This window comes from Streptomyces venezuelae (assembly GCF_008642315.1).
Lineage (GTDB): Bacteria > Actinomycetota > Actinomycetes > Streptomycetales > Streptomycetaceae > Streptomyces > Streptomyces venezuelae_D.
On sequence record NZ_CP029192.1, the window covers coordinates 6,825,798 to 6,845,741 of the forward strand.

The 19,944-nt window shown below is 71.3% G+C and carries 20 protein-coding genes; 10 read left to right on the forward strand and 10 right to left on the reverse strand.

The window, feature by feature from the left end:
* The first annotated feature begins 6 nt into the window (after positions 1–6).
* On the forward strand, positions 7–1,590 hold the full coding sequence (locus DEJ48_RS30050) for a TROVE domain-containing protein (protein ID WP_150219326.1): 1,584 nt from the start codon (positions 7–9) through the stop codon (positions 1,588–1,590).
* 148 nt (positions 1,591–1,738) lie between these two features.
* Complete coding sequence (locus tag DEJ48_RS30055) at positions 1,739–1,966, forward strand: CarD family transcriptional regulator (protein WP_055564387.1); 228 nt, start codon at positions 1,739–1,741, stop codon at positions 1,964–1,966.
* Between the two features lie 97 nt (positions 1,967–2,063).
* Here DEJ48_RS30055 and DEJ48_RS30060 read toward each other — a convergent pair whose 3' ends face one another.
* The 8 genes from DEJ48_RS30060 to DEJ48_RS30095 all read right to left on the reverse strand — a co-directional run bounded on the left by DEJ48_RS30060 (position 2,064) and on the right by DEJ48_RS30095 (position 9,727).
* Entirely contained in the window at positions 2,064–3,281 is a 1,218-nt protein-coding gene (locus tag DEJ48_RS30060) for a TerD family protein (RefSeq protein WP_190538078.1), read from the reverse strand.
* Between the two features lie 98 nt (positions 3,282–3,379).
* A complete protein-coding gene (locus DEJ48_RS30065) occupies positions 3,380–3,601 on the reverse strand; it encodes a hypothetical protein (protein ID WP_150219328.1) in 222 nt (73 codons plus the stop codon).
* A 42-nt stretch (positions 3,602–3,643) separates the two neighbouring features.
* Positions 3,644–4,633: a zinc-dependent alcohol dehydrogenase family protein gene (locus tag DEJ48_RS30070; RefSeq protein WP_150219329.1), complete on the reverse strand. Its 990-nt coding sequence runs from the start codon at positions 4,631–4,633 to the stop codon at positions 3,644–3,646.
* Positions 4,634–4,649: 16 nt separating this feature from the next.
* A complete protein-coding gene (locus DEJ48_RS30075; protein WP_150219330.1) occupies positions 4,650–5,480 on the reverse strand; it encodes a carbohydrate ABC transporter permease in 831 nt (276 codons plus the stop codon).
* The gene (locus tag DEJ48_RS30080; RefSeq protein WP_150219331.1) at positions 5,480–6,433 is read right to left on the reverse strand and encodes a carbohydrate ABC transporter permease; all 954 of its coding nucleotides are present in this window, start codon (positions 6,431–6,433) and stop codon (positions 5,480–5,482) included. Before DEJ48_RS30080 ends, DEJ48_RS30075 begins: the two co-directional genes overlap by 1 nt.
* Positions 6,430–7,794 (reverse strand): ABC transporter substrate-binding protein, encoded by a 1,365-nt coding sequence (locus DEJ48_RS30085; protein ID WP_150219332.1) that lies wholly within the window; start codon positions 7,792–7,794, stop codon positions 6,430–6,432. The genes DEJ48_RS30080 and DEJ48_RS30085 overlap by 4 nt, the downstream gene beginning before the upstream one ends.
* A 98-nt stretch (positions 7,795–7,892) precedes the next feature.
* Positions 7,893–8,663: a DeoR/GlpR family DNA-binding transcription regulator gene (locus DEJ48_RS30090; protein WP_190537676.1), complete on the reverse strand. Its 771-nt coding sequence runs from the start codon at positions 8,661–8,663 to the stop codon at positions 7,893–7,895.
* A gap of 254 nt (positions 8,664–8,917) precedes the next feature.
* Positions 8,918–9,727, reverse strand: coding sequence for an NAD-dependent epimerase/dehydratase family protein (locus tag DEJ48_RS30095; RefSeq protein ID WP_150219334.1), 810 nt, complete (start codon positions 9,725–9,727; stop codon positions 8,918–8,920).
* A 228-nt stretch (positions 9,728–9,955) separates the two neighbouring features.
* Between DEJ48_RS30095 and DEJ48_RS30100 the strand changes: the two genes are divergently transcribed.
* The 3 genes from DEJ48_RS30100 (at position 9,956) to DEJ48_RS30110 (ending at position 13,537) form a co-directional block, all read left to right on the forward strand.
* Positions 9,956–10,921, forward strand: a complete 966-nt coding sequence (locus tag DEJ48_RS30100; RefSeq protein ID WP_150219335.1) for a 5-dehydro-4-deoxyglucarate dehydratase — start codon at positions 9,956–9,958, stop codon at positions 10,919–10,921.
* Complete coding sequence (locus tag DEJ48_RS30105) at positions 10,918–12,090, forward strand: hypothetical protein (RefSeq protein WP_150219336.1); 1,173 nt, start codon at positions 10,918–10,920, stop codon at positions 12,088–12,090. The genes DEJ48_RS30100 and DEJ48_RS30105 overlap by 4 nt, the downstream gene beginning before the upstream one ends.
* Before the next feature lie 61 nt (positions 12,091–12,151).
* The gene (locus DEJ48_RS30110; RefSeq protein WP_150219337.1) at positions 12,152–13,537 is read left to right on the forward strand and encodes a S28 family serine protease; all 1,386 of its coding nucleotides are present in this window, start codon (positions 12,152–12,154) and stop codon (positions 13,535–13,537) included.
* Here DEJ48_RS30110 and DEJ48_RS30115 read toward each other — a convergent pair.
* Complete coding sequence (locus tag DEJ48_RS30115) at positions 13,512–14,720, reverse strand: MFS transporter (protein ID WP_150219338.1); 1,209 nt, start codon at positions 14,718–14,720, stop codon at positions 13,512–13,514. The genes DEJ48_RS30110 and DEJ48_RS30115 overlap by 26 nt on opposite strands.
* 134 nt (positions 14,721–14,854) lie before the next feature.
* Between DEJ48_RS30115 and DEJ48_RS30120 the strand changes: the two genes are divergently transcribed.
* The 5 genes from DEJ48_RS30120 to DEJ48_RS30140 all read left to right on the forward strand — a co-directional run bounded on the left by DEJ48_RS30120 (position 14,855) and on the right by DEJ48_RS30140 (position 18,336).
* A complete protein-coding gene (locus tag DEJ48_RS30120; RefSeq protein WP_190537678.1) occupies positions 14,855–15,445 on the forward strand; it encodes a TIGR03086 family metal-binding protein in 591 nt (196 codons plus the stop codon).
* Between the two features lie 107 nt (positions 15,446–15,552).
* Complete coding sequence (locus DEJ48_RS30125) at positions 15,553–16,350, forward strand: HAD family acid phosphatase (RefSeq protein WP_150219339.1); 798 nt, start codon at positions 15,553–15,555, stop codon at positions 16,348–16,350.
* Positions 16,351–16,472: 122 nt separating this feature from the next.
* Entirely contained in the window at positions 16,473–17,210 is a 738-nt protein-coding gene (locus DEJ48_RS30130) for a CPBP family intramembrane glutamic endopeptidase (RefSeq protein WP_150219340.1), read from the forward strand.
* A 14-nt stretch (positions 17,211–17,224) separates the two neighbouring features.
* Positions 17,225–17,569: a PadR family transcriptional regulator gene (locus tag DEJ48_RS30135; RefSeq protein WP_150219341.1), complete on the forward strand. Its 345-nt coding sequence runs from the start codon at positions 17,225–17,227 to the stop codon at positions 17,567–17,569.
* Complete coding sequence (locus DEJ48_RS30140; protein ID WP_150219342.1) at positions 17,566–18,336, forward strand: hypothetical protein; 771 nt, start codon at positions 17,566–17,568, stop codon at positions 18,334–18,336. Before DEJ48_RS30135 ends, DEJ48_RS30140 begins: the two co-directional genes overlap by 4 nt.
* Before the next feature lie 127 nt (positions 18,337–18,463).
* On the opposite strand, the gene DEJ48_RS30145 is transcribed toward DEJ48_RS30140, so the two are convergent.
* Positions 18,464–19,912, reverse strand: a complete 1,449-nt coding sequence (locus DEJ48_RS30145) for a peptidoglycan D,D-transpeptidase FtsI family protein (RefSeq protein ID WP_150219343.1) — start codon at positions 19,910–19,912, stop codon at positions 18,464–18,466.
* Between the last annotated feature and the right edge of the window lie 32 nt (positions 19,913–19,944).

Below are 19,944 nucleotides of genomic sequence, written 5' to 3' on the forward strand. Positions count from 1 at the left end.
ATTCTCATGGCGCGTTTCAACACCAAGTCCGTCAAGGCGCGGGTCACTTCCGCGGTGAAGTCGACCGGCCGCACCATCCGTACGCACGAGGGCGGCCGCGGACACCTGCGCGACGCGCGGTCCGAGCTTTTTCTGCTCTCCGTCGCGAATTTCGTCTCCCAGCAGACCTTCTACGAGACCGGCGACCGCCGGGACGACCGGTTCGCCGTACTCGTGCGGCGCCTCGCCGTCGAGGACCCGGAGTGGACCGCGGGTCTGCTCGGCTGGCTGCGCGGCGACGGCAACATGCGCACGGCCGCGATCGTCGGCGCCGCCGAGTACGTCAAGGCGCGCCTCGACGCCGGAGCCACCGGCGGCCCCACGAGCCGCCAGGTCGTCGCGTCCGTGCTGCGCCGCCCCGACGAACCCGGCGAGCTCCTCGGCTACTGGACGTCGACGTACGGCCGTGCGGTCCCCAAGCCCGTCAAGCGCGGCATCGCCGACGCCGTGCGCCGCCTCTACAACGAGAAGTCCCTGCTCAAGTACGACACCGCAGGCAAGGGCTACCGCTTCGGCGACATCCTCAACCTCGTCCACGCGTCGCCGGACCCGGCCAAGCCGTGGCAGGGCGACCTGTTCCGGTACGCGCTGGACCGCCGCCACCACCCGGAGACCGCGGTGCCGCCCGAGGGCGCGCGCGTCCTCACCGCGCACCGCGAACTGATGGCGCTGCCCGTCGAGGAGCGCCGCGCGGTCGTCACCGGTGAGGGCGGCGCCGAGCGGCTCGCCGCCGCGGGCATCACCTGGGAGGCGCTCGCGGGCTGGCTGCAGGGGCCCATGGACAAGGCGGCCTGGGAGGCCGTGATCCCGTCGATGGGCACCATGGCGCTCGTCCGCAACCTGCGGAACTTCGACGAGGCGGGTGTCTCGGACCAGGTCGCGGCGACCGTCGCGGCCCGGCTGGCCGACCCGGAGGCCGTCGCGAAGTCGCGGCAGTTCCCGTTCCGCTACCTCGCCGCGTACCAGCACGCGCCGTCGCTGCGCTGGTCGTACCCGCTGGAGCAGGCGCTCGGCCACTCGCTCGCGAACGTGCCGTCGCTGCCGGGCCGGACGCTGATCCTCGTCGACCGCTCGGGCTCGATGTGGTCGCCGCTCTCGGACCGCTCGCAGCTCAACCGGGCTGACGCGGCCGCGGTCTTCGGCACGGCGCTCGCGCTGCGGGCCGCCGACGCGGACCTGGTCCAGTTCGGCACCGGCAGCGAACCGGTGAAGTACCGCGCGGGGGAGTCCGTCCTGAAGATCCTCGACCGCTTCGGCGACCTCGGCGGCACGAACACCACCGAGGCGGTGCGCCGCTTCTACAAGAAGCACGACCGGGTGCTGATCGTCACCGACGAGCAGGCGATGTACCACTACCACGGGGACCCGACCGAGCAGGTCCCGGCGAGCGTTCCCGTCTACACCTGGAACCTCGCGGGGTACCGCGCGGGCCACGGCGCGTCCGGCGAGGGCAACCGGCACGTCTTCGGCGGACTCTCGGACGCGGCGTTCCGGATGGTGCGGCTGCTCGAGGCGGGGGAGAACGCCGACTGGCCGTGGACGGTCGGCTGAGTCCCCCGTTCGGGTCATGTCCACACCGTATCCACACCGTCGTCGAGGGCGCACAGACCGTGACTTGTGTGTCTGTTCCATACCGATGTGAGGGCAGTGTCAGTACAGAGCATGGTGCCGCGGGCTCCGGAAGGCCCATACTGCGAATATGACGAGGCCCCCCGGCTCGCGCCGACACCTGCCGAACAGTCCCTTCAACGTGCCTGCCCCGCCCGCCCCACCCGTGGAGCACTTCGAGGTGGGTGACAGGGTCTCCCACGACCAGTACGGCCTGGGAAGGATCGTGGGCGTCGAGGGAGAGGACGCGGTCGTCATCGACTTCGCCGGCCGCCAGGGACGGTTCCTGAGCCCTTATCCGAAGCTGGCCAAGCTCTGACGCCGACGACATTGCTGCCGATGCCGTGATCCGAACCGCTTGAGGGGCGGCGGACCGCTTGTGCGGACCCGCCGCCCCTCAGCGTGTTCCGGGCCCCTCAGAGCGCCTGCGCCGCCGGCTTCACCATGCCGCGCACCGTGCGGGACTTCACGAACTGCCCCATGGCGGTCATTTCCCACTCGCCGCTGAACTGCTTGATCAGCTTCGCCATCATGACGCCCGTCTGGGCCTCGGCGTTGGTGAGGTCGAAGCGGACCAGCTCCTCGCCAGACGCCGCGTCGATCAGGCGGCAGTACGCCTTCGCGACCTCCGTGAACTTCTGGCCGGAGAACGAGTTCACCGTGAAGACCAGACCCGTGACGTCCTGCGGGAGACGGCCGAGGTCGACGACGATCACCTCGTCGTCACCGCCGCCCTCGCCCGTGAGGTTGTCGCCGGAGTGCTTGATCGCGCCGTTCACGATCGACAGCTTGCCGAAGTAGCAACTGTCGACGTGGTTGCGCTGCGGGCCGTACGCGATCACGGACGCGTCGAGGTCGATGTCCTTGCCGCGGAACGCGGGCTCCCAGCCGAGACCCATCTTGACCTGCGAGAGCAGCGGACGGCCGCCCTTGACCAGGGACACCGTCTGGTTCTTCTGGAGGCTGACGCGGCCCTTGTCCAGGTTGATCTTCCCGGCGCCGGGCGCGGGGGCGGCGGGCGCGGCGGGAGCGGCCTGGCGCGGGTCCGCGACCGGCGGGGGCGGACCCTGCACCGGCTGGCCCACCGGGGGAGCGGGAGGGGCCGGCGGGGTGACGGGGGCGGCGGCCGGGGCCGGGGCGGGCTCCTCCACCGAGACACCGAAGTCCGTCGCGATGCCCGCGAGACCGTTGGAGTACCCCTGGCCGACCGCGCGGGCCTTCCACGCGCCGTTGCGCAGGTAGATCTCGACGATCACGAGGGCGGTCTCGGAGCCGAGCTGCGGCGGTGTGAAGGTGGCGAGCACCGAGCCGTCGTCGGCGTTGCGGATCGTGGCGGTCGGCTCGATGCCCTGGAAGGTCTGGCCCGCCGCGTCCGGGCTCGCGGTCACGACGATCTTCTCGATGCCGGGCGGCACGGCGGCCGTGTCGACGGTGACCTTGTCGGGGGTCGTGCCGCCGCCCGACTGGTAGGTCACGCCGGGGCCGGAGGGCTGGTTGAAGAAGATGAAGTCGTCGTCGGAGCGCACCTTGCCGTCGGCGGTGAGCAGCAGGCCCGATACGTCGAGCCGCACCGGAGCGGCGACGTCCACCGCCACGCGGGCGGCGGTCAGCGGGATGTTCGAGCCGGGGGTCATAGCTGTCATGCCAGGGGTAACGAACGATCCCGCTTTGCCGTTCCCTTACCCGGCGAAGGTTTTTGCGGGTGTTTTCCAGGCCCGTGGGGCGGCGGGTCTCAGCCGCGGTTGCGCGGGTGGGCGCGGGCCGACCGCTCGTTCCCGTGCTTGTAGTCGCCGGTCCAGCGGGCCATGACCAGCTGCGGGTTGCCGCCCGCGACCTCGCCGAGGAACCGCTCGGCGCGGCCGCCGCGCAGCGTTCCCGCCGCACGCCCGCCGTGGGTGATCAGGACGGTTCCGTCGGCGCGCTCTTCGTACGTGAATCCATGAGGTCTCGGCATGGCCGGGAGCGTACGTCCCGGCCCCGCCCGCGCGGTACCGGATTACGGCACGACCATGATCTTCCGTCCCACCCCGGCGGCGAACCGGTCGAGCGCCTCCGGGTACTCCGTGAGCGGCAGCCGGTCGCTGATGAAGACGTCGGGGTCGAGGACGCCGGCCGCGAAGAGCTCCGCCGCCCGCTCGTAGCTGTGCAGGACCGCCATGGAACCGGTGATGGTGATCTCCTGGTTGTAGATGCGGTACGGGTCGATCCGCACGCGCGTGGCGTAGTCGGCGACGCCGAACTGGAGGAACGTGCCCGCCTTGGCGACCCGTTCGAGGCCGTCCTGGATCGCCGCCGCGTTGCCGGTCGCGTCGATGACCACGTCCCAGCCCTGCGGGCGGTCCAACTCGTCCGCGCCGGCCGCCGATCCCGAGACGCCTAGTCGCTGTGCGGTCGCGAGCCGGTCCGCGTTCAGGTCCACGACGTCCACGCTCGCCGCGCCGGTGCGCTTGGCGAGCTCCAGCATCATCAGGCCCATCGTGCCGGAGCCGTAGATCAGGACGTGCGAGCCGAGCCGGGCGCGCAGCACGTCGTAGCCGCGCACCGCGCAGGACAGCGGCTCGATCAGGGCGGCGTCCTGGGTGCGGACGTGGTCGGGCAGCCGCACGCAGTTGGCGGCGGGCGCCACCGCGTACTGGGCGGCGCCGCCCGCGGTGGTCACGCCGATGGCGGCCCACCGTTCGCAGAGGTTGCCCCGGCCGTCCCGGCAGTAGCGGCACTCGTGGCAGTGCAGCGAGGGGTCCACGGCGACCCGGTCGCCGACGGCGAGCGTCCGGACGTCGCCGCCGAGCGCGACGACCTCCCCGGCGAACTCGTGGCCCGGCACGACCGGCAGGGTCGGCGCGAACTCCCCCTGGAGGATGTGCAGATCGGTGCCGCACAGGCCGCACGCGGCGACCTCGACGACGACGTCGCGGGGGCCCGGGGTCGGGTCGGGCACTTCCCCGACGACGGCCTTGCCGACGGACTCGATGATGGCGGCCTTCACTTGGCGGCTCCCTGGTTCATTTGACGGCTCCCAACGACAGGCCCTGGACCAGCTTGTCCTGGGCGGCGAACCCCGCGGCGAGCACCGGCAGGGAGATCACGAGCGACGCGGCGCACACCTTCGCCAGGAACAGGCCCTGGCTGGTGATGAAGCCGGTCAGGAAGACGGGCGCGGTCTGGGCGACGACGCCCGTGAGGACCCGCGCGAAGAGCAGCTCGTTCCAGCTGAAGATGAAGCAGATCAGGGAGGTCGCGGCGATTCCGGGGAGCGCGATGGGTGCCACCACGCGCGCGAGGATCGTGGGCAGCCGGGCCCCGTCGATCTGCGCGGCCTCGATGACGGGCTTGGGCACCTCGGCGAGGAACGACTGCATCATCCACACCGCGATCGGCAGGTTCATCGAGGTGTAGAGGAGGACGAGCAGCCAGATGTTGTCCAGCATCCCGGTGTTCTTGGCGAAGAGGTAGATCGGCAGGAGGCCCGCCACGACCGGCAGCATCTTCGTCGACAGGAAGAAGAAGAGCACGTCCGTCCACTTCTTCACGGGCCGCAGGGACAGGGCGTACGCGGCCGGCAGCGCGAGGACGAGGACCAGCAGGGTCGAGGCGAGCGACGCCACCGTCGAGTTGATCAGGGACGGCCAGGGGCTGGCGCCGCCGCCCGTCCCGAAGAAGTCCCGGTAGCCGTCGAGGGTGAGCGGGGCGGCGAGCGAGGGCGGGTTGGTCGCGGCGTCCTCCTCCGAGTGGAAGGAGGTCAGGACCATCCAGGCGATGGGCAGGAAGAACAGGATCCCGGCGAGCCAGGCGGTGAGGCCCAGGCCGATCCCCTTGCCGCGTGCGTGCTTCATCAGCGGGACACCTCCTCACGGAACAGGGACGAGACGACCCGCAGGGCGAAGGTCGCGATGATGATCGAGCCGATGACGACGAGGACGCCCGCCGCGGAGGCCAGACCGTTCTCGTGGGCCTGGTAGAAGCTCTGGTAGACGGTGTACGGCAGGTTCGCCGTGCCGAGGCCGCCCGAGGTGATGGTGAAGACGGCGTCGAAGTTCTGCACGATGTAGATCGAGCCGAGCAGCGCGCCCAGTTCGAGGTAGCGGCGCAGGTGCGGCAGCGTCAGATGGCGGAAGACCTGCCAGTTGCTCGCGCCGTCCATGCGGGCCGCCTCGATCAGCTCGGAGTCACGGCTCTGCAGCCCCGCGAGCAGGATCAGCATCATGAAGGGCGTCCACTGCCACACGAGGGACGCCTCGATGGCGAGGAGCGGCGTGTTGGAGATCCAGTCGGGCTGGGTCGCGGAGTCCCCGCCGACCCAGTGCAGCAGCCCGTTGAGGAGCCCGTACTCGGGGTTGTAGAGCACGTGCTTCCACAGCAGCGCGGCGGCCACGGGGACCAGCAGGAACGGCGCGATGAGGAGGGTGCGGACCAGCCCGCGCCCCTTGAACCGCCGGTTCAGGAGCAGCGCGAGGCCGAGCCCGAGGACCAGGCTCGTGAGCACCACGGTGGCGGTCAGGAGGATCGTGGTCAGGACGGACTTGCGCAGGTCGGGGTCGGTGAGGACCTCGGAGTAGTTGCCGAACCCGGTGAAGCTGCGGGCGTCGGGGTAGAGGGCGTTCCAGTCGAAGAAGGAGATCACCAGCGTCGCCACGAAGGGCAGTTGGGTCACGGCGATCATGAAGATGAGGGCGGGCAGCAGGGGAGCCCTGGTGGCCCAGGCGCGCAGCCGGTTCGACGGTGGCGGGGTCTTGGGGGTGGGCACGCGCGTGTGCCGCACGGTGGTGGTGCTCGCGGTGGCGGTCATCGTCCCTCGTACTCCTCGGAGATCTTCTCGGCGAGGTCCTGCGATGTCTTGAGGGCCGACTCGACGGACTGGCGTCCGGCGATGGCCGCGCTGATCTCCTGGGAGACCTTGGTGCCGAGGTCGGTGAACTCGGGGATGCCCACGAACTGGATGCCGGGCGCCGGGCGGGGCTGCACGCCGGGGTCGCGGGGCCTGGCTCCTTCGATGGCGGCGCGGGTGACGTCCTGGAAGGCGGCGGCCTCCTCGCGGTACGCGGGGTTGGCGTAGGTCGAGGCGCGCTTGCCAGCGGGGACGTTCGACCAGCCGATCTTCTCGCCGACGAGCTTCTCGTACTCCTTGCCGGAGGCCCAGGAGATGAACTTCCAGGCCTTGTCCGGGTTGCGCGAGGCCTTCTGCATGCCCCACGCCCAGGTGTAGAGCCACCCGGAGTTCTCGGTCTTCGCCACGGGGGCGGGGACGTAGCCGATCTTGCCCTTCACCGGGGACTTCGCGGACTCCAGCGATCCGGCGGCGGCCGTGGCGTCGTACCACATGGCCGTCTTGCCCTGGGTGAGGTTGTTGAGGCACTCGGCATAGCCGGACTGCGCCGCTCCGGACTCGCCGTGCTCGCGGACGAGGTCTACGTAGAAGCGGGTTGCCTTCTCGAACTCGGGGGAGTCCAGGCGGGCCTTCCAGTCCTTGTCGAACCAGGTGCCCCCGAAGGTGTTCACCACGGTCGTCAGTGGCGCCATCACCTCGCCCCAGCCGGGCAGTCCGCGCAGACAGATGCCCTTCATCCCCGGCTCCTTGCCGTCCACGCGGGCGGCGAGGTCCGCCACCTGCTGCCAGGTGGGGTGCTTCGGCATGGTCAGGCCGGCCTTCTCGAAGACGTCCTTGCGGTACATCAGGAAGGACGACTCTCCGTAGAAGGGCTGTCCGTAGAGCTTGCCGTCGTTGCCGGTGAGCGACTGGCGCATGGGCGGCAGGATGTCCTTCTCGTCGTACGCCCTGTCCTTGCGCGCGTACGAACCGACCTCGTGCAGCCAGCCGTTCCTGGCGTAGATCGGTATCTCGTAGTTGCTGAGCGTCGCGACGTCGTACTGGCCCGCCTGGTTGGCGAAGTCCTGGCTGATCTTGTCGCGGACGTCGTTCTCGGGCAGGACGGTGAAGTTCACCTTGATGCCCGTCTCCTTGGTGAAGTGGGCGGCGGTGAGCTTGCGCAACTCCATCATCTGAGGGTTGTTCACCATGAGGACGTTGACGGAGTCGCCTGAACCCGCCCCGCCGGCGCCGGCCCAGCAGCCGGCGAGCAGCGGGACGAGCAGCGCCCCTGCGGCGGCCGCGGCGAGCGTGCGCGGCCTCCGTCGGCTCGGGGTTCGCATGAAAGCTCCTGAGGGTGTTTCGGGGCGTGCGGGACCCCGGATCGGCGTACGAGGGAGGGGAGGGGAGGAGAGGGAAGGGGTGTTCGTGCGGGTGGGTGTCAGACGCGCAGGACCTGCGGGCCCAGGAGGGAGTAGCGGTGTGCTTCGGACACGGGAAGACGGCTGCTCGTGACGATCGTGTCGAGGTCGCCGATCCCCGCGAACCGGCAGAAGCTCGTCGCCCCGAACTTCGTGTGCACACCCATGAAGACCGTGCGCCGCGACGCCCTGATGGCCTGCGCCTTCACCTCGCTGACGGCGGGATCGGGGGTCGTCAGGCCGTGTTCGCGGGAGATGCCGTTGGCGCCGATGTACGCCAGGTCGATGACGAATCCGGCGAGCATGCGGGTCGTCCAGTGGTCGACGGTCGCGAGCGTGCCGGGCCGCACCCGGCCGCCCAGGAGCAGCACGGTGATGTTCTCGGCCTCGGCGAGGGATCCGGCGGTGGCCAGTGAGGCGGTGACGACGGTGAGCGGGCGGCCCGCCGCGGCCGCGGGCAGCGACTCGGCGATCAGCTGCGGGGTGAAGCCCTCGTCGACGAAGACGGTCTCGGCGTCGCCGAGGAGTTCGGCGGCGGCAGCGGCGATGCGCCGCTTCTCCGGGACGTGCATGGTCGTGCGGAAGGCGAGGGTGGTCTCGAAACCCGCGCTCTCCACGGGGTAGGCGCCGCCGTGGGTGCGGCGGACCAGGCCGTGGTCCTCCAGGGCCCGCAGATCGCGGCGGACGGTCTCCTTGGCGACGCCGAGCTCCCCGGCGAGGGCCGTCACGTCGACGGAGCCGGCGTGCCGGGCCGCGTTGACGATCCGCCGCTGACGTTCCTCCGCGGTCATCGGCGCCACCTTCTTCCCCTGGGTCTGCGGACTGCGCGGTGCCCGTTCGGGCCCTGTGGGGAAGTTCTACAGCGCGGACGAGGGGGGTTACCAGGCTCCGAGCGGGCACGATGCTGCCCGTATCTGCCCGCTTGGCGGGGCGGGGGCCAGTGGGGCGGGGTGTGGGCGTGCCCGTTTAAGGGGCCCGGGGTGCCCGTTCGGTGCCCGAACGGGTCGACGCGTCGGTACGGATGTGCGGACGTACGGCCGCCGCGTCAGTACGGCCACACAGGCGGGTTCGTGCAGAAGTGGCCGCCCAGGTGCGCGTGGTCCGGGTTCGCGGGGTCCAGTTCGCCCTGCTCGGCGACGAGCTTCGGCGCGTACCGCTCGGAGTCGTCCTGAGGGTCGTAACCGAGCGCCCGCGCGGAGGCGAGGTCCCACCACAGGCGGGTGTTGGCCGACGAGCCGTACACCACGGTGTGCCGCACGTCCTCGGCGGTGAGGGCGGCGTGGAAGAGCCGGGCCCCGTCGTCGGGGCTCATCCAGACCGACAGCATCCGTACGCTCGTCGGCTCGGGGAAGCACGATCCGATGCGGACCGACACGGTCTCGATGCCGTGCTTGTCCCAGTAGAACTGGGCCAGGTCCTCGCCGAAGGACTTCGACAGGCCGTAGAAGGTGTCGGGGCGGCGGGGGGTGTCGACCGGGATGAGCGGGTCGTCGCCCCGGGGCCGCGGGGTGAAGCCCACGGCGTGGTTGGAGGAGGCGAACACGATCCGCCGGACACCCTCCTCGCGGGCCGCCTCGTACAGGTTGTACGTGCCCTCGATGTTGGCCTTCAGGATCTTGTCGAAGGTGGACTCCAGGGAGATGCCCGCGAGATGGAGGACCGCGTCGGTCCCGCGCACGGCGTCGCGCAGGGCGTCCCGGTCGGCGAGGTCGGCCGTGCGGGCCCGCGGCTCGTCGTCGATGGGGCGGGCGTCCAGGAGGCGCAGGTCGTAGCCGTACGCGGGCAGGAGGCCGCGCATCAGGGTGCCGAGGCCGCCGGCGGCGCCGGTGAGCAGGACGGTGCGGGGAGCGGGCATGCGGGTCTCCTCGGGCGGCGCGTACTCATGCGCGTACGGGATTCACATTCTTGGATGGGCGTCAAGTTAAGGATCTCCGTCGCGCGGCGTCAAGTAGGTCGCGGAGGTGGCAAATCCGCTCCTCCGTGGGGAGTTCATCCGCTTGACCGGCCCCAAGAGGGCGCCTTAGCGTGGTGGCGTTCAGAAACATGGACGTGAATCAGAAACGTGCACGCCTAGGGAGAGTCCGTGACGTCAGCTTCCCTCGCTTCCCGACTCCGCGTCCCCAGCGGGCCGCTGTTCTTCCCGGTCACCGCGTACGGGCCCGACGGCTCTCTCGACCTGGAGACCTTCCGCGCCCACGTGCGCGGCGGCATCGAGGCCGGCGCGGCGGCCGTGTTCGCCTGCTGCGGCACGGGCGAGTTCCACGCCCTGACGCCCGAGGAGTTCCAGGAGTGCGTCGCCGCCGCGGTCGACGAGACGGCGGGCCGGGTGCCGGTGGTCGCGGGCGCCGGCTACGGCACCGCGCTCGCCGTGCGGTACGCGCGCCTCGCCGAGGAGGCGGGCGCCGACGGACTGCTCGCCATGCCCCCCTACCTCGTCGTCGCCGAGCAGGAGGGGCTCGTCCGGCACTACACGGAGCTGGCCGCCGCCACCTCCCTCGACGTCATCGTCTACCAGCGGGACAACGCCGTCCTCACTCCGGAGACGGTCGTCGAACTCGCCCGCGCGGACGGGATCATCGGCTTCAAGGACGGCCTCGGCGACATGGACCTGATGCAGCGCACGGTCAGCGCCGTGCGCGCCGAGGTGCCGGGCGACTTCCTGTACTTCAACGGCCTGCCGACCGCCGAGCTCACCGGCCTCGCCTACCGCGGCATCGGCGTGACCCTCTACTCCTCGGCGGTCTTCTGCTTCGCGCCGGACATCGCGCTCGCCTTCCACCGCGCGTTCAACGCCGGTACGCCGGAGGGGGACGCCCTGGTGAACCGCCTCGTCGACGGCTTCTACCGGCCCTTCGTGGAGCTGCGCGCCCTCGGCAGGGGGTACGCGGTCTCCCTCGTCAAGGCGGGCGTGCGGCTCGGCGGTCTGGACGTCGGGCCCGTGCGGCCGCCGCTGCACGAGCCGGCCGGCGAACACGTCAAGCGGCTCGCCGAACTCGTCGAGCAGGGCCGGGAACTGCTCGGGACCGGGCACCCGGGGGCGGGCGCGTGAAGGCCGCCGCGTTCCTCTACCCGTGGGACGTCGTCGGCGACCCCGACGCGCCCGCACGCCTCGCCGACCTCGGCATCCGCCAGGTCACCCTCGCCTCCGCCTACCACTCCACGCGCGCGCTGACGCCGCGCCACCCGCGCCACCGCATCGTCACGGCCGCGCACGCCGCCGTTTTCTACCCGCCGGGCGACCGCTGGCAGGGGCGCGAGCTGCGGCCGTACGCGGCCGGGGACTGGGCGCCGGGCGACGCCTACGGGGAGGCGGCGCGGGCCCTTTGCGACGCCGGGCTCGACGTGCACAGCTGGGTGGTCCTCGCCCACAACTCCCGTATGGGCGACGAGCATCCGGCGACCTCGGTGGTCAACGCCTACGGAGACCGCTATCCCTGGGCGCCCTGCATCGCGCAGCCCGCCACGCGCGCGTACCTCGTCGACCTCGCGGTGGAAGCCGCTGTACGCCCGGGGGAGGAGACGCGCGGCACCGAACTGGAGTCCTGCGGCTGGTACGGCCTCGCGCACCTGCACGCCCACGACAAGATCGGCGGCGTCGCCCTGGGGGAGGCCGGGCAGTACCTGATGTCGCTCTGCTTCTGCGGCGCCTGCCGGGAGGGGTACGCGGGACAGGGACTCGATCCCGACCAACTGGCGGTCACCGTGCGCCGGGCGCTGGAGCCGGTGTGGCGCGGCGGCGAGGAGGGGGGTGGATGGCCCGCCGTCGAGAAGCTGCTCGGCGCGGACCGGGCGGCGGCCACGCGCGCGTGGCGCGAGGAAACCGCCCGCACCCTCCAGGGGACCGTCGTCGCCGCCGTCCGCGCGGCGGCCCCGACCGGGTTCCAGGTACTGCTGCACGCCGACCCAGTGACCCACCACTGCGGAGCCAACGCGGGCGTCGACCCCGGGCACATCCTCTCCGTGGCCGACGGTGTGGTCGTGCCCTGCACGGGCGGGGCGCACCTCCTGGAGCCGTTCGCCGCGCGCGCCGCGGACGGGGTGGTCCTGGCGGCCAACCTCACCGTGGTGAGCGGCATGGGCGGCAGCCCCGCGACCCTCGCCGCCGACGCGGCGCGCGCGGCCGAGCTGGGCGCCACGGAACTGCGGCTCTACCACGCCGGTTTGGCCTCGGACGCCGACCTCGCGCACGTCGCGGAGGCCCTGTCGCACGCCGAGTGATCACCGATACGATCCGCGCACCACTACCGTCACTCCCGTACCACGGGACAGAGGGGGAAGAGTGCGCAACAAGGGGATATCCGCGCTGGTCTGCGCCGGAGTGATGGCGGGCGCCGCGGCGCTCGGCGCCGCACCGTCCGCGGCGGCGCAGGCGCCGACGGCAGCTCACGAGGAGGCCGCGGCGACCGGCAAGGAGACCGCAGCCGGAACCACCGCGTCCGGCATCCGCGAGCGCCTGGAGCGAATACCGGGCATGACGGTCGTCTCCGTGGCGGACAAGGAGGGTCACCCCCTCTACACGCTCACGTACAAGCAGCCCGTCGACCACCGCAGGCCCCACGGCGCCACCTTCACGCAGCGCGCCACGCTCTGGCACAAGGCCACGGACAAGCCGACGGTTTTGTACACCGGCGGCTACACCCTCGCCGGCGGCACCACCGCCCTCACCAAGCTCATCGACGCCAACCAGGTCAGCGTCGAGCACCGCTACTTCGCCGAGTCACGGCCCAAGGGCGCCGCGGGCGACGACTGGTCCAAGATGACCGTCGAGCAGGAGGCCGCGGACGAGCACCGCCTCACCCGTGCCCTGCGCGGCATCGAGAAGGGCAAGTGGCTCGGCACCGGCGCCAGCAAGGGCGGCATGACCGCGACGTACCACGAGCGCTTCTACCCCGAGGACCTCGACGCGGTCGTCGCGTTCGTCGCGCCGAACGACGCGGACAACCGCGACGACTCCGGCTACGAACGCTTCTTCAGGACGGTCGGCACCAAGGAGTGCAGGAACGCGCTGAACGCCGTGCAGCGCGAGATGCTCGTACGCCGTGACGCGCTGCTGCCGCGCTTCGAGAAGGAGGCCGCGGCGGAGGGCCACACCTTCCACGAGACCCTCGGCACCACCGACCGCGCCTACGAGTTCGCGGTCCTGGACCAGGTGTGGAACTTCTGGCAGTCCGGCACCGCGGCCGACTGTCCGACCGTGCCCGACGCGAAGAAGGCCACCGACGACGAGCTCTACTCCTGGTCGAAGGAGCACGGCTTCAGCGTCTACCGCGACCAGGAACTCGGCACCAACGGCACAGGCCCCTACTACCGCCAGGCAGCCACCCAACTCGGCTGGGCCGACCTCAGGTTCACCCACCTCAAGGACGTCCGCCACTACCCGGACGTCTACCAGCCCAACTCGGTGCTGCCCGCCGCCATGCGCGGCACGTACACCAACAGGACCATCGCGGACGTCGACCGCTGGGTGAAGAAGCGCGGTCACCGCATGATGTTCGTCTACGGCGAGAACGACCCGTGGAGCGCCGAGAAGTTCACCCCGAGCCACCACGACTCGTACCGCTACGTGGTCCCCGGCGCCAACCACGGCGCCTCGATCGCGAAACTCCCCGCGGCCGAGCAGGCGAAGGCGGTCGCGACCATCAAGCGCTGGGCGGACGTGAAGTAACCCGGTCCTCCCGGGACCTCAGCAGGGGTGCGGCTATCAGTAGGCGTGCCCCTGCCAGTGCCGGGAGGAGGATCGCCAGGTCGACGGTCTCCACCAGGGCCGCGCCCGTCGCGATGCCGAGGGCGGTCGGGGCGAACATCAGCGTGTTCGCCGTGGCCGCCACCCGGCCGAGGAGCGCGTCCGGTGTCTCGCGCTGTACCGCCGTCAGGCCCGCGATCAGGACGCACGGCAGTCCGGCGCCGTTCGTGAGGCTTCCGGCGAGGGCCGTCGCGTCGTTCGGGATCGCGGAGAGCATCGCCGCGAGGGCGGTCAGGGCGATGCCCGCGCCGCCGAACCGGCGCGCCCCGAGCCGGCGGATCAGTGACCCCGACGCCACGCCCACCGCGACGGAGCCGACGCCCTGGGCGACGTACAGGACGCCCGTGTAGGAGGGGGAGCGGCCGAGGTTCTCGACGATGGCGTAGACCGTCGCGCCGCTGATGCCCGAGGTCAGCATCGTCAGGCCGCCCGCCACCACGAGGGGGCGCAGGCGCGTGTGGTTCCGGAGGTAGCGGGCTCCCTCCGCCGTTCTTTCGCGCAGGGGCGTGGGGTCGGGCGGCGGTGTGGTCTCGCTGACCCGCAGCAGTGCGAACATGCCCGCCGCGAGGACGAACGTCACCGCGTCCAGGAGGGCCACCCGTGCGCCCCCGTACGCGGCGAACAGGCCCGCCCCCGCGAGCGGTGCCACCAGCTTCATGCCCTCGTTCGCGGACATCCGCAGGCCGTTGAAGTCGCCGAGGAGCTCCTTGTCGAGCGCCGTCGCGGACAGGGCCGCCTCCGCCGCGTCGGTGACGACGCCGCACGCGCCGTACACCACGAGGACCGTGAAGAGGATCCACAGCCGGGCCGACGTGTCCACCGTGTACAGGGAAAGGAGCAGCACGCCCAGGGCCAGGTTCGCGGTCACCAGGAGCGGTCTGCGGCGCGTGCGGTCGGCGAGGGTGCCGAGGAGCGGGCCGGTGAGGGTGGGGGCCCACAGGGCGAGCTGGCAGAGGGCGGCGAGTCCGTCCGAACCCGTCAGCTCCTTCACCCAGATCCCGGAGGCGAGCCACAGCGCGGAGGTCCCGAAGCCGGAGACCAGCACGGCGCCCAGGTACAGGCCCGCGTTGCGGTCCCGCAGGACGCGTCCGATCGAAGTTTCCATGGGTGGTGATGGTGGTGACTAAGGGGCCCTGTCGGGTATTGGGTGACTTCCCGAGCGGAGCGCGATGAGTTCGGGGCGCGGGGGCGGTCTGCAAGGGGAGACGTACCGTATTCGCATCCTCAGAAGGACATCCCATGGCCGACATGTTCGACTTCGGGCCGCAGGCCCGCCTCGTGGCGCGGGTCGCCGAGCGCATCACCGACGAGCAGCTCGCGGCGCCCACCCCCTGCCCCGAGTACGCGGTGCGCAATGTTCTGGGCCATGTGCTGGGCCTCTCCCACGCCTTCGACCGGGCCGCGCACAAGGACTTCGTGCCCGAGCTCGACCGCGACCCGGGCAGCACGCTCCCGGACATCGGTCCGGGCTGGCGCGCGGACCTGCCGAAGGCCCTCGCCGCCCTCGTCGACGCCTGGCGCGACCCGGCGGCCTGGGAGGGCATGACCCGCGCGGGCGGCCTCGACCTGCCCGGTAAGGTCGCCGGACTCGTCGCCCTCGACGAACTCGTCGTGCACGGCTGGGACCTGGCGCGCGCCACCGGCCAGGAGTACGCCCCCGACGAGGCGAGCCTGCGGGCCGCCGAGGCGCTCCTCACGCCCGCCGAGGGCGGTGACGGGGGCGACAGCGGGTTCTTTGGGGCGCCCGTTTCCGTCGCCGACGATGCTCCCCTCCTCGACCGCGTGATCGGCCTGAGCGGGCGCGACCCCCGCTGGGAGGCGCGGTCCTGACCCAGGTATGGATCAGGTAAAGGGTCGGCCCGCGGTCTCCCCAGGGACGGGTTGATGCGCGTAGACAGTCCTTGACCTGCCCGAACCCTGATGCGGAGACGCAATACATGCGCAAGTCCCTACGTGTGGCCGGCCTGGCCACTGCCTGCACCGTCGCCGGCGCCGCCCTCTACGCCACCGGCGCCGCCAGTGCCGACCAGGCCCGGCCCCGGCCCACCAAGGAGCCCCACAACATAGGCCTGCTCGTCGGCGAGATCGACGAGTACTACGGCGCGTCCAAGGGCGCGGACGGCGTCTGGAAGTCCTCGCCCGACAGCCCGTACGCCAAGGACCTGGCCCGCATCCAGGCCAGGGCGAAGAAGGACATCAGGAAGGCCGCGCGGCACCCGCACCGCGGTCACGGCAAGAAGCCGGCCATCGTCCTCGACGTCGACGACACCGCGCTGCTCAGCTTCGATTATGAGAAGACCGCCAACTACGTGTACGACAACGACAGTTGGGACGCGTACGTCAAGGCGGCCAAGCGCCCCGCGGTCTTCGGCATGCCCGAACTCGTGGCGTACGCGAAGCGCCACGGCGTCGAGGTCTTCTTCCTCACCGGCCTCGCCGAGTCGCAGCGCGAGGGCGCCGTCACCAACCTCGCCAAGGCGGGCTACAGGACGCCGCTCGACCGCACGCACGTGTTCACCAAGAACAAGCCGAACCCGCCCGCCTACCTGAGCCACTGCGCCACGCCGGACGCCTGGAAGTGCGACACCGTCCAGTTCAAGGAGGGCACGCGCAAACACATCGAGTTCACCGGCTACAACATCATCGGCAGCTTCGGCGACCAGGTCTCCGACCTCGCCGGCGGTTACGCGGACCGGACGTACAAGCTCCCGAACCCGACGTACTTCGTGGGTTAGACGCACTCCGCGGGAGGGCGCGGTAGCGGCGGTCGAGGAGTCGCACAGCGAGATAGGTTGTAATCCTGACTAGGTCGGCATACGGTCTAGGTAGCTCAGTCGCTCAGGGTAGGGGGAACCTCATGACCATCTCGCCGGACTTCTCGGCCGCCTCGACGGCCGTCACCGCCGTGTTCGCCGCATATCTGCTCCTCGGCGAGCCGTGGGCCGGACGACGGATGTACGGCTCGCTGGCCCGCCGCAGGGACACCGAACCCCGCGCCCTGGTCCGCTACTTCGGGCTCGTCCTCACCCTCTGGTGGGCCTTCGCCGCCCTCGCCGTCGCGGTCCTGCTGCTCTCGCCCGGCGCGGACGCCGCCGACTTCGGCCTCACGGCGCCGGACCGGCCCGTGTACGTCGTCACCGGCATCCTCCTCGCCGCCGCGATCGTCGCCGCCTCCGGGCGGAACTTCCACGACCTCACCCAGCGGGGCAGGAACGTGCCGGGGCTGGCCTCCATCGAGGCGATGCTGCCGCGCACCGCCGAGGAGCGCAGGTTCGCGATCGCCGTCGCCGTCACCGACGGCGTCGGCGCCGAACTCGTCTACCGCGGCCTCCTCATCGCCTTCGGCGTCGGAGCGCTCGGCCTCGACCTCTACGCGGCGGCGGCCCTCTCGGTCCTCGTCTACGCGGTCGCCGGGTTCTACCAGGGCTACCGGGGCGTCCTCGCCTTCGCGCTCCTCGGCGCGGTGTTCACCGGCCTCTACCTCGCCACGGGCAGCCTCCTGCTCCCCGTCGCCGTGCACGTCTTCCTCTCCGTACGCGATCTGACGCTGCCCGCGCCGGAGAAGCCGCGCGTCGCGCACGAAGCCGCCGTCTGAAGGAGAGATGTGACGTGACGACCGACCGCCGCGCCAGCTGGTTCAAGGGCGTCCTCGACCTGCTGGTGCTCGCCGCCCTCACCGACGGCGAGAGCTACGGCTACGAGATCGCCAAACAACTCGGAGCCGCGGGCTTCGGCCAGATCAAGGGCGGCACGCTCTACCCCGTGCTCAACCGCCTGGAGGAGGCGGATCTGGTCGCCGCGGAGTTCCGGGTCACCGAGAAGGGGCCCGGCCGGCGCTACTACCGGCTCACCGACGCCGGGCGCGAGACCCTCGGCGAACAGGGCGGGCTGTGGCTCGCCTTCGACGGATCCGTACGCGAGGCCCTCGCGAAGGCGGGAGTGGAACCACGATGACCACGCAGAACACGCCCTCCGCGCCGTACATGCGGGACGGCTACCTCATCGACCTCGCCGAGCGGCTCCGGGCACGCGGCCTGCCCGCCGACCGCGTCGAGACGACCGTCACGGACCTCGCCGCGCACCTCGAAGAGTCCGGGGCCGAGGACGCGGAGGCCGAGTTCGGGCCCGCGGACGAGTTCGCCGCCCAGCTGGTGCCCGACACGGGGGTGCGGGCACCAGGGGCGGCGGATCGGCCGGACGCCACGGTGGAGACCTGGCGCTGGACCGCCGACACCTACGTCGACGAGAAGCTCCTCAACCGCTTCGGTGACGAGGGCTGGGAGGTCGAACGCGTCGACGCCATCGGCCGCTTCGTCAGCCACCGGGACCTGGCGCAGCCGCAGCGCTGGGAGTACCGGCGCGAGCTCGTCACGCGCGGGCGCGAGGGCCTCGACGAGCGGCTCGCCCCGGACGGCTGGGAGGCCTGCGGGACATGGGTGATCTACGCCTGGTTCAAGCGGCCGCGGGCGGCGAGCCTCGGGCCGGGCGCCCGGGTGGAGTCGCCGCCGCCGGTGCCGGAGCGGTCCCGCTTCTTCAGCCGCAAGTTCTACGTGCTCCTCGCGGTGCTCGCCCTCGCGGTGGCCGTCGCCGGTGTCTCCGCGGCCGTCGGCGACGGGGACGCGAGCTCCGGGCTCGGGCTCGTGGTGGGGATGTTCGCCGGGGCGGGCACGGTCGTGGGCCTGGCGTGGGCGCTCCAGATGTGGCGAGGGCGCCGCCCCTGACCCGGGGGAGCGGGCGGGGCGGCGCCTCGGGGGAGGGCGGCGTCGGACGGGTGCGCGCGCGGCGGGCGCAGGACGTCAGGTGCGCGGCCTCAAGACGTCGGGCGGCCGCGGTCGTGCCGTCGTCCGCTCAGGACTTCAGCCCCGCCGCCATCATCGCCTTCGCGATCGGCGCCGCCAGGCCGTTGCCGCTGACCTCGTCGCGCGCCGCGCTCGACGACTCGATCATCACCGCGACCGCCACCTCCTTGCCGTCGCTGCCCTTCGCGTACGACGTGAACCAGGCGTACGGCGTCTTGCTGTTGTTCTCGCCGTGCTGCGCCGTACCGGTCTTGCCGCCCACCGTCGCGCCGCTGATCCGCGCGTTGGTGCCGGTGCCCTTCTCGACGACCGTCTGCATCGCGGACTGCAGGCCCTCGGCGGTCGACGCGTCCATCACGCGCTGGGAGGTGCCGTCGTCGTACTTCTCCAGGACGTCGCCGCCGGAGTCGCTGATCTGCGACACCATGTGCGGCTTGGCCAGCACGCCGCCGTTGGCGATGGCCGCCGAGACCATCGACATCTGCAGCGGCGTCGCCGTGACGTCGAACTGGCCGATGCCGCTGAGCGCCGTCTGCGCCTTGTCCATGTCGGAGGGGTAGACGCTCTTGCCGGCGCGCACCGGTACGTCCAGCTTGTCCGTGTTGAAGCCCATCTTGTCCGCCATCGCCTTGACCTTGTCCTGGCCCAGGTCGACGGCCATCTTCGCGAAGACGTTGTTGCAGGAGTACTGGAGCGCGGTGCGGATGTTCGCGTTCTCGCAGGGGGCCGACTGGTTCTCGTTCTTGAGGACCGTCCGGGTGCCGGGCAGCGTGTACGGGTTGGGGCTGCTCGTCCGCTCGTCCACCGAGCCGTAGAGACCGTCCTCCAGGGCTGCCGCCGCGACGACCAGCTTGAAGGTGGAGCCCGGCGGGAGCGGCTGCCGCAGCGCGCGGTTGACCATCGGCTTCTCCTTGTCGGTGGTCAGCTCCTGCCACGCCTTGGAGTCCGTGGAGCCGCTGATCCTCGACGGGTCGTACGACGGGGTCGAGACCATGCCGAGGATCTTGCCGGTCTTCGGGTCGATGGCCACCGCCGCGCCCTTGGTGTCGCCCAGCGCCTTGTACCCGGCCTTCTGCACCGCCGGGTCGATCGTCGTGATCACGTCACCGGGGTCGGCCCGCTTGTTGGTGAGCGCGTCCAGGGGGTTCTTCAGGCGGTTGTCGGTGCCGTCGAGCAGGTCCTTGTAGATGCCTTCGAGCTGCGTGGCGCCGTACACCTGCGAGCTGTAGCCCGTGATCGGCGAGTAGAGGTCGCCGTCCTTGTAGGTGCGCTTGTACGCGAGGTCCCCTCCCTTCGTCCGTTGCGAGCCGGTGATGGCCTCACCGCCCACGATGATGTCGCCCAGCGGATTCGCGTACTGCGCCATCACGTTCCGCCGGTTGTGCTTGTCGTCCGCGAGAGCCGTCGAGTCGTGGAACTGCACCCATGTCGCCCGCAGCAGCAGGGCGAGCACGAGCAGCAGCGCGAAGACCGAGGCACGCCTGATCGTCTTGTTCATCCCGTGGGATGACGAACGGAGGGGAGGGTTTC

Coding starts and splice junctions, on each gene's coding strand:
- DEJ48_RS30050 (WP_150219326.1), top strand. CDS start 7: ATGGCGCGTTTCAACACCAAGTCCGTCAAGGCGCGGGTCACTTCCGCG.
- DEJ48_RS30055 (WP_055564387.1), top strand. CDS start 1,739: ATGACGAGGCCCCCCGGCTCGCGCCGACACCTGCCGAACAGTCCCTTC.
- DEJ48_RS30060 (WP_190538078.1), bottom strand. CDS start 3,281: ATGACCCCCGGCTCGAACATCCCGCTGACCGCCGCCCGCGTGGCGGTG.
- DEJ48_RS30065 (WP_150219328.1), bottom strand. CDS start 3,601: ATGCCGAGACCTCATGGATTCACGTACGAAGAGCGCGCCGACGGAACC.
- DEJ48_RS30075 (WP_150219330.1), bottom strand. CDS start 5,480: ATGAAGCACGCACGCGGCAAGGGGATCGGCCTGGGCCTCACCGCCTGG.
- DEJ48_RS30080 (WP_150219331.1), bottom strand. CDS start 6,433: ATGACCGCCACCGCGAGCACCACCACCGTGCGGCACACGCGCGTGCCC.
- DEJ48_RS30085 (WP_150219332.1), bottom strand. CDS start 7,794: ATGCGAACCCCGAGCCGACGGAGGCCGCGCACGCTCGCCGCGGCCGCC.
- DEJ48_RS30090 (WP_190537676.1), bottom strand. CDS start 8,663: ATGACCGCGGAGGAACGTCAGCGGCGGATCGTCAACGCGGCCCGGCAC.
- DEJ48_RS30095 (WP_150219334.1), bottom strand. CDS start 9,727: ATGCCCGCTCCCCGCACCGTCCTGCTCACCGGCGCCGCCGGCGGCCTC.
- DEJ48_RS30115 (WP_150219338.1), bottom strand. CDS start 14,720: ATGGAAACTTCGATCGGACGCGTCCTGCGGGACCGCAACGCGGGCCTG.
- DEJ48_RS30120 (WP_190537678.1), top strand. CDS start 14,855: ATGGCCGACATGTTCGACTTCGGGCCGCAGGCCCGCCTCGTGGCGCGG.
- DEJ48_RS30125 (WP_150219339.1), top strand. CDS start 15,553: ATGCGCAAGTCCCTACGTGTGGCCGGCCTGGCCACTGCCTGCACCGTC.
- DEJ48_RS30130 (WP_150219340.1), top strand. CDS start 16,473: ATGACCATCTCGCCGGACTTCTCGGCCGCCTCGACGGCCGTCACCGCC.
- DEJ48_RS30140 (WP_150219342.1), top strand. CDS start 17,566: ATGACCACGCAGAACACGCCCTCCGCGCCGTACATGCGGGACGGCTAC.
- DEJ48_RS30145 (WP_150219343.1), bottom strand. CDS start 19,912: ATGAACAAGACGATCAGGCGTGCCTCGGTCTTCGCGCTGCTGCTCGTG.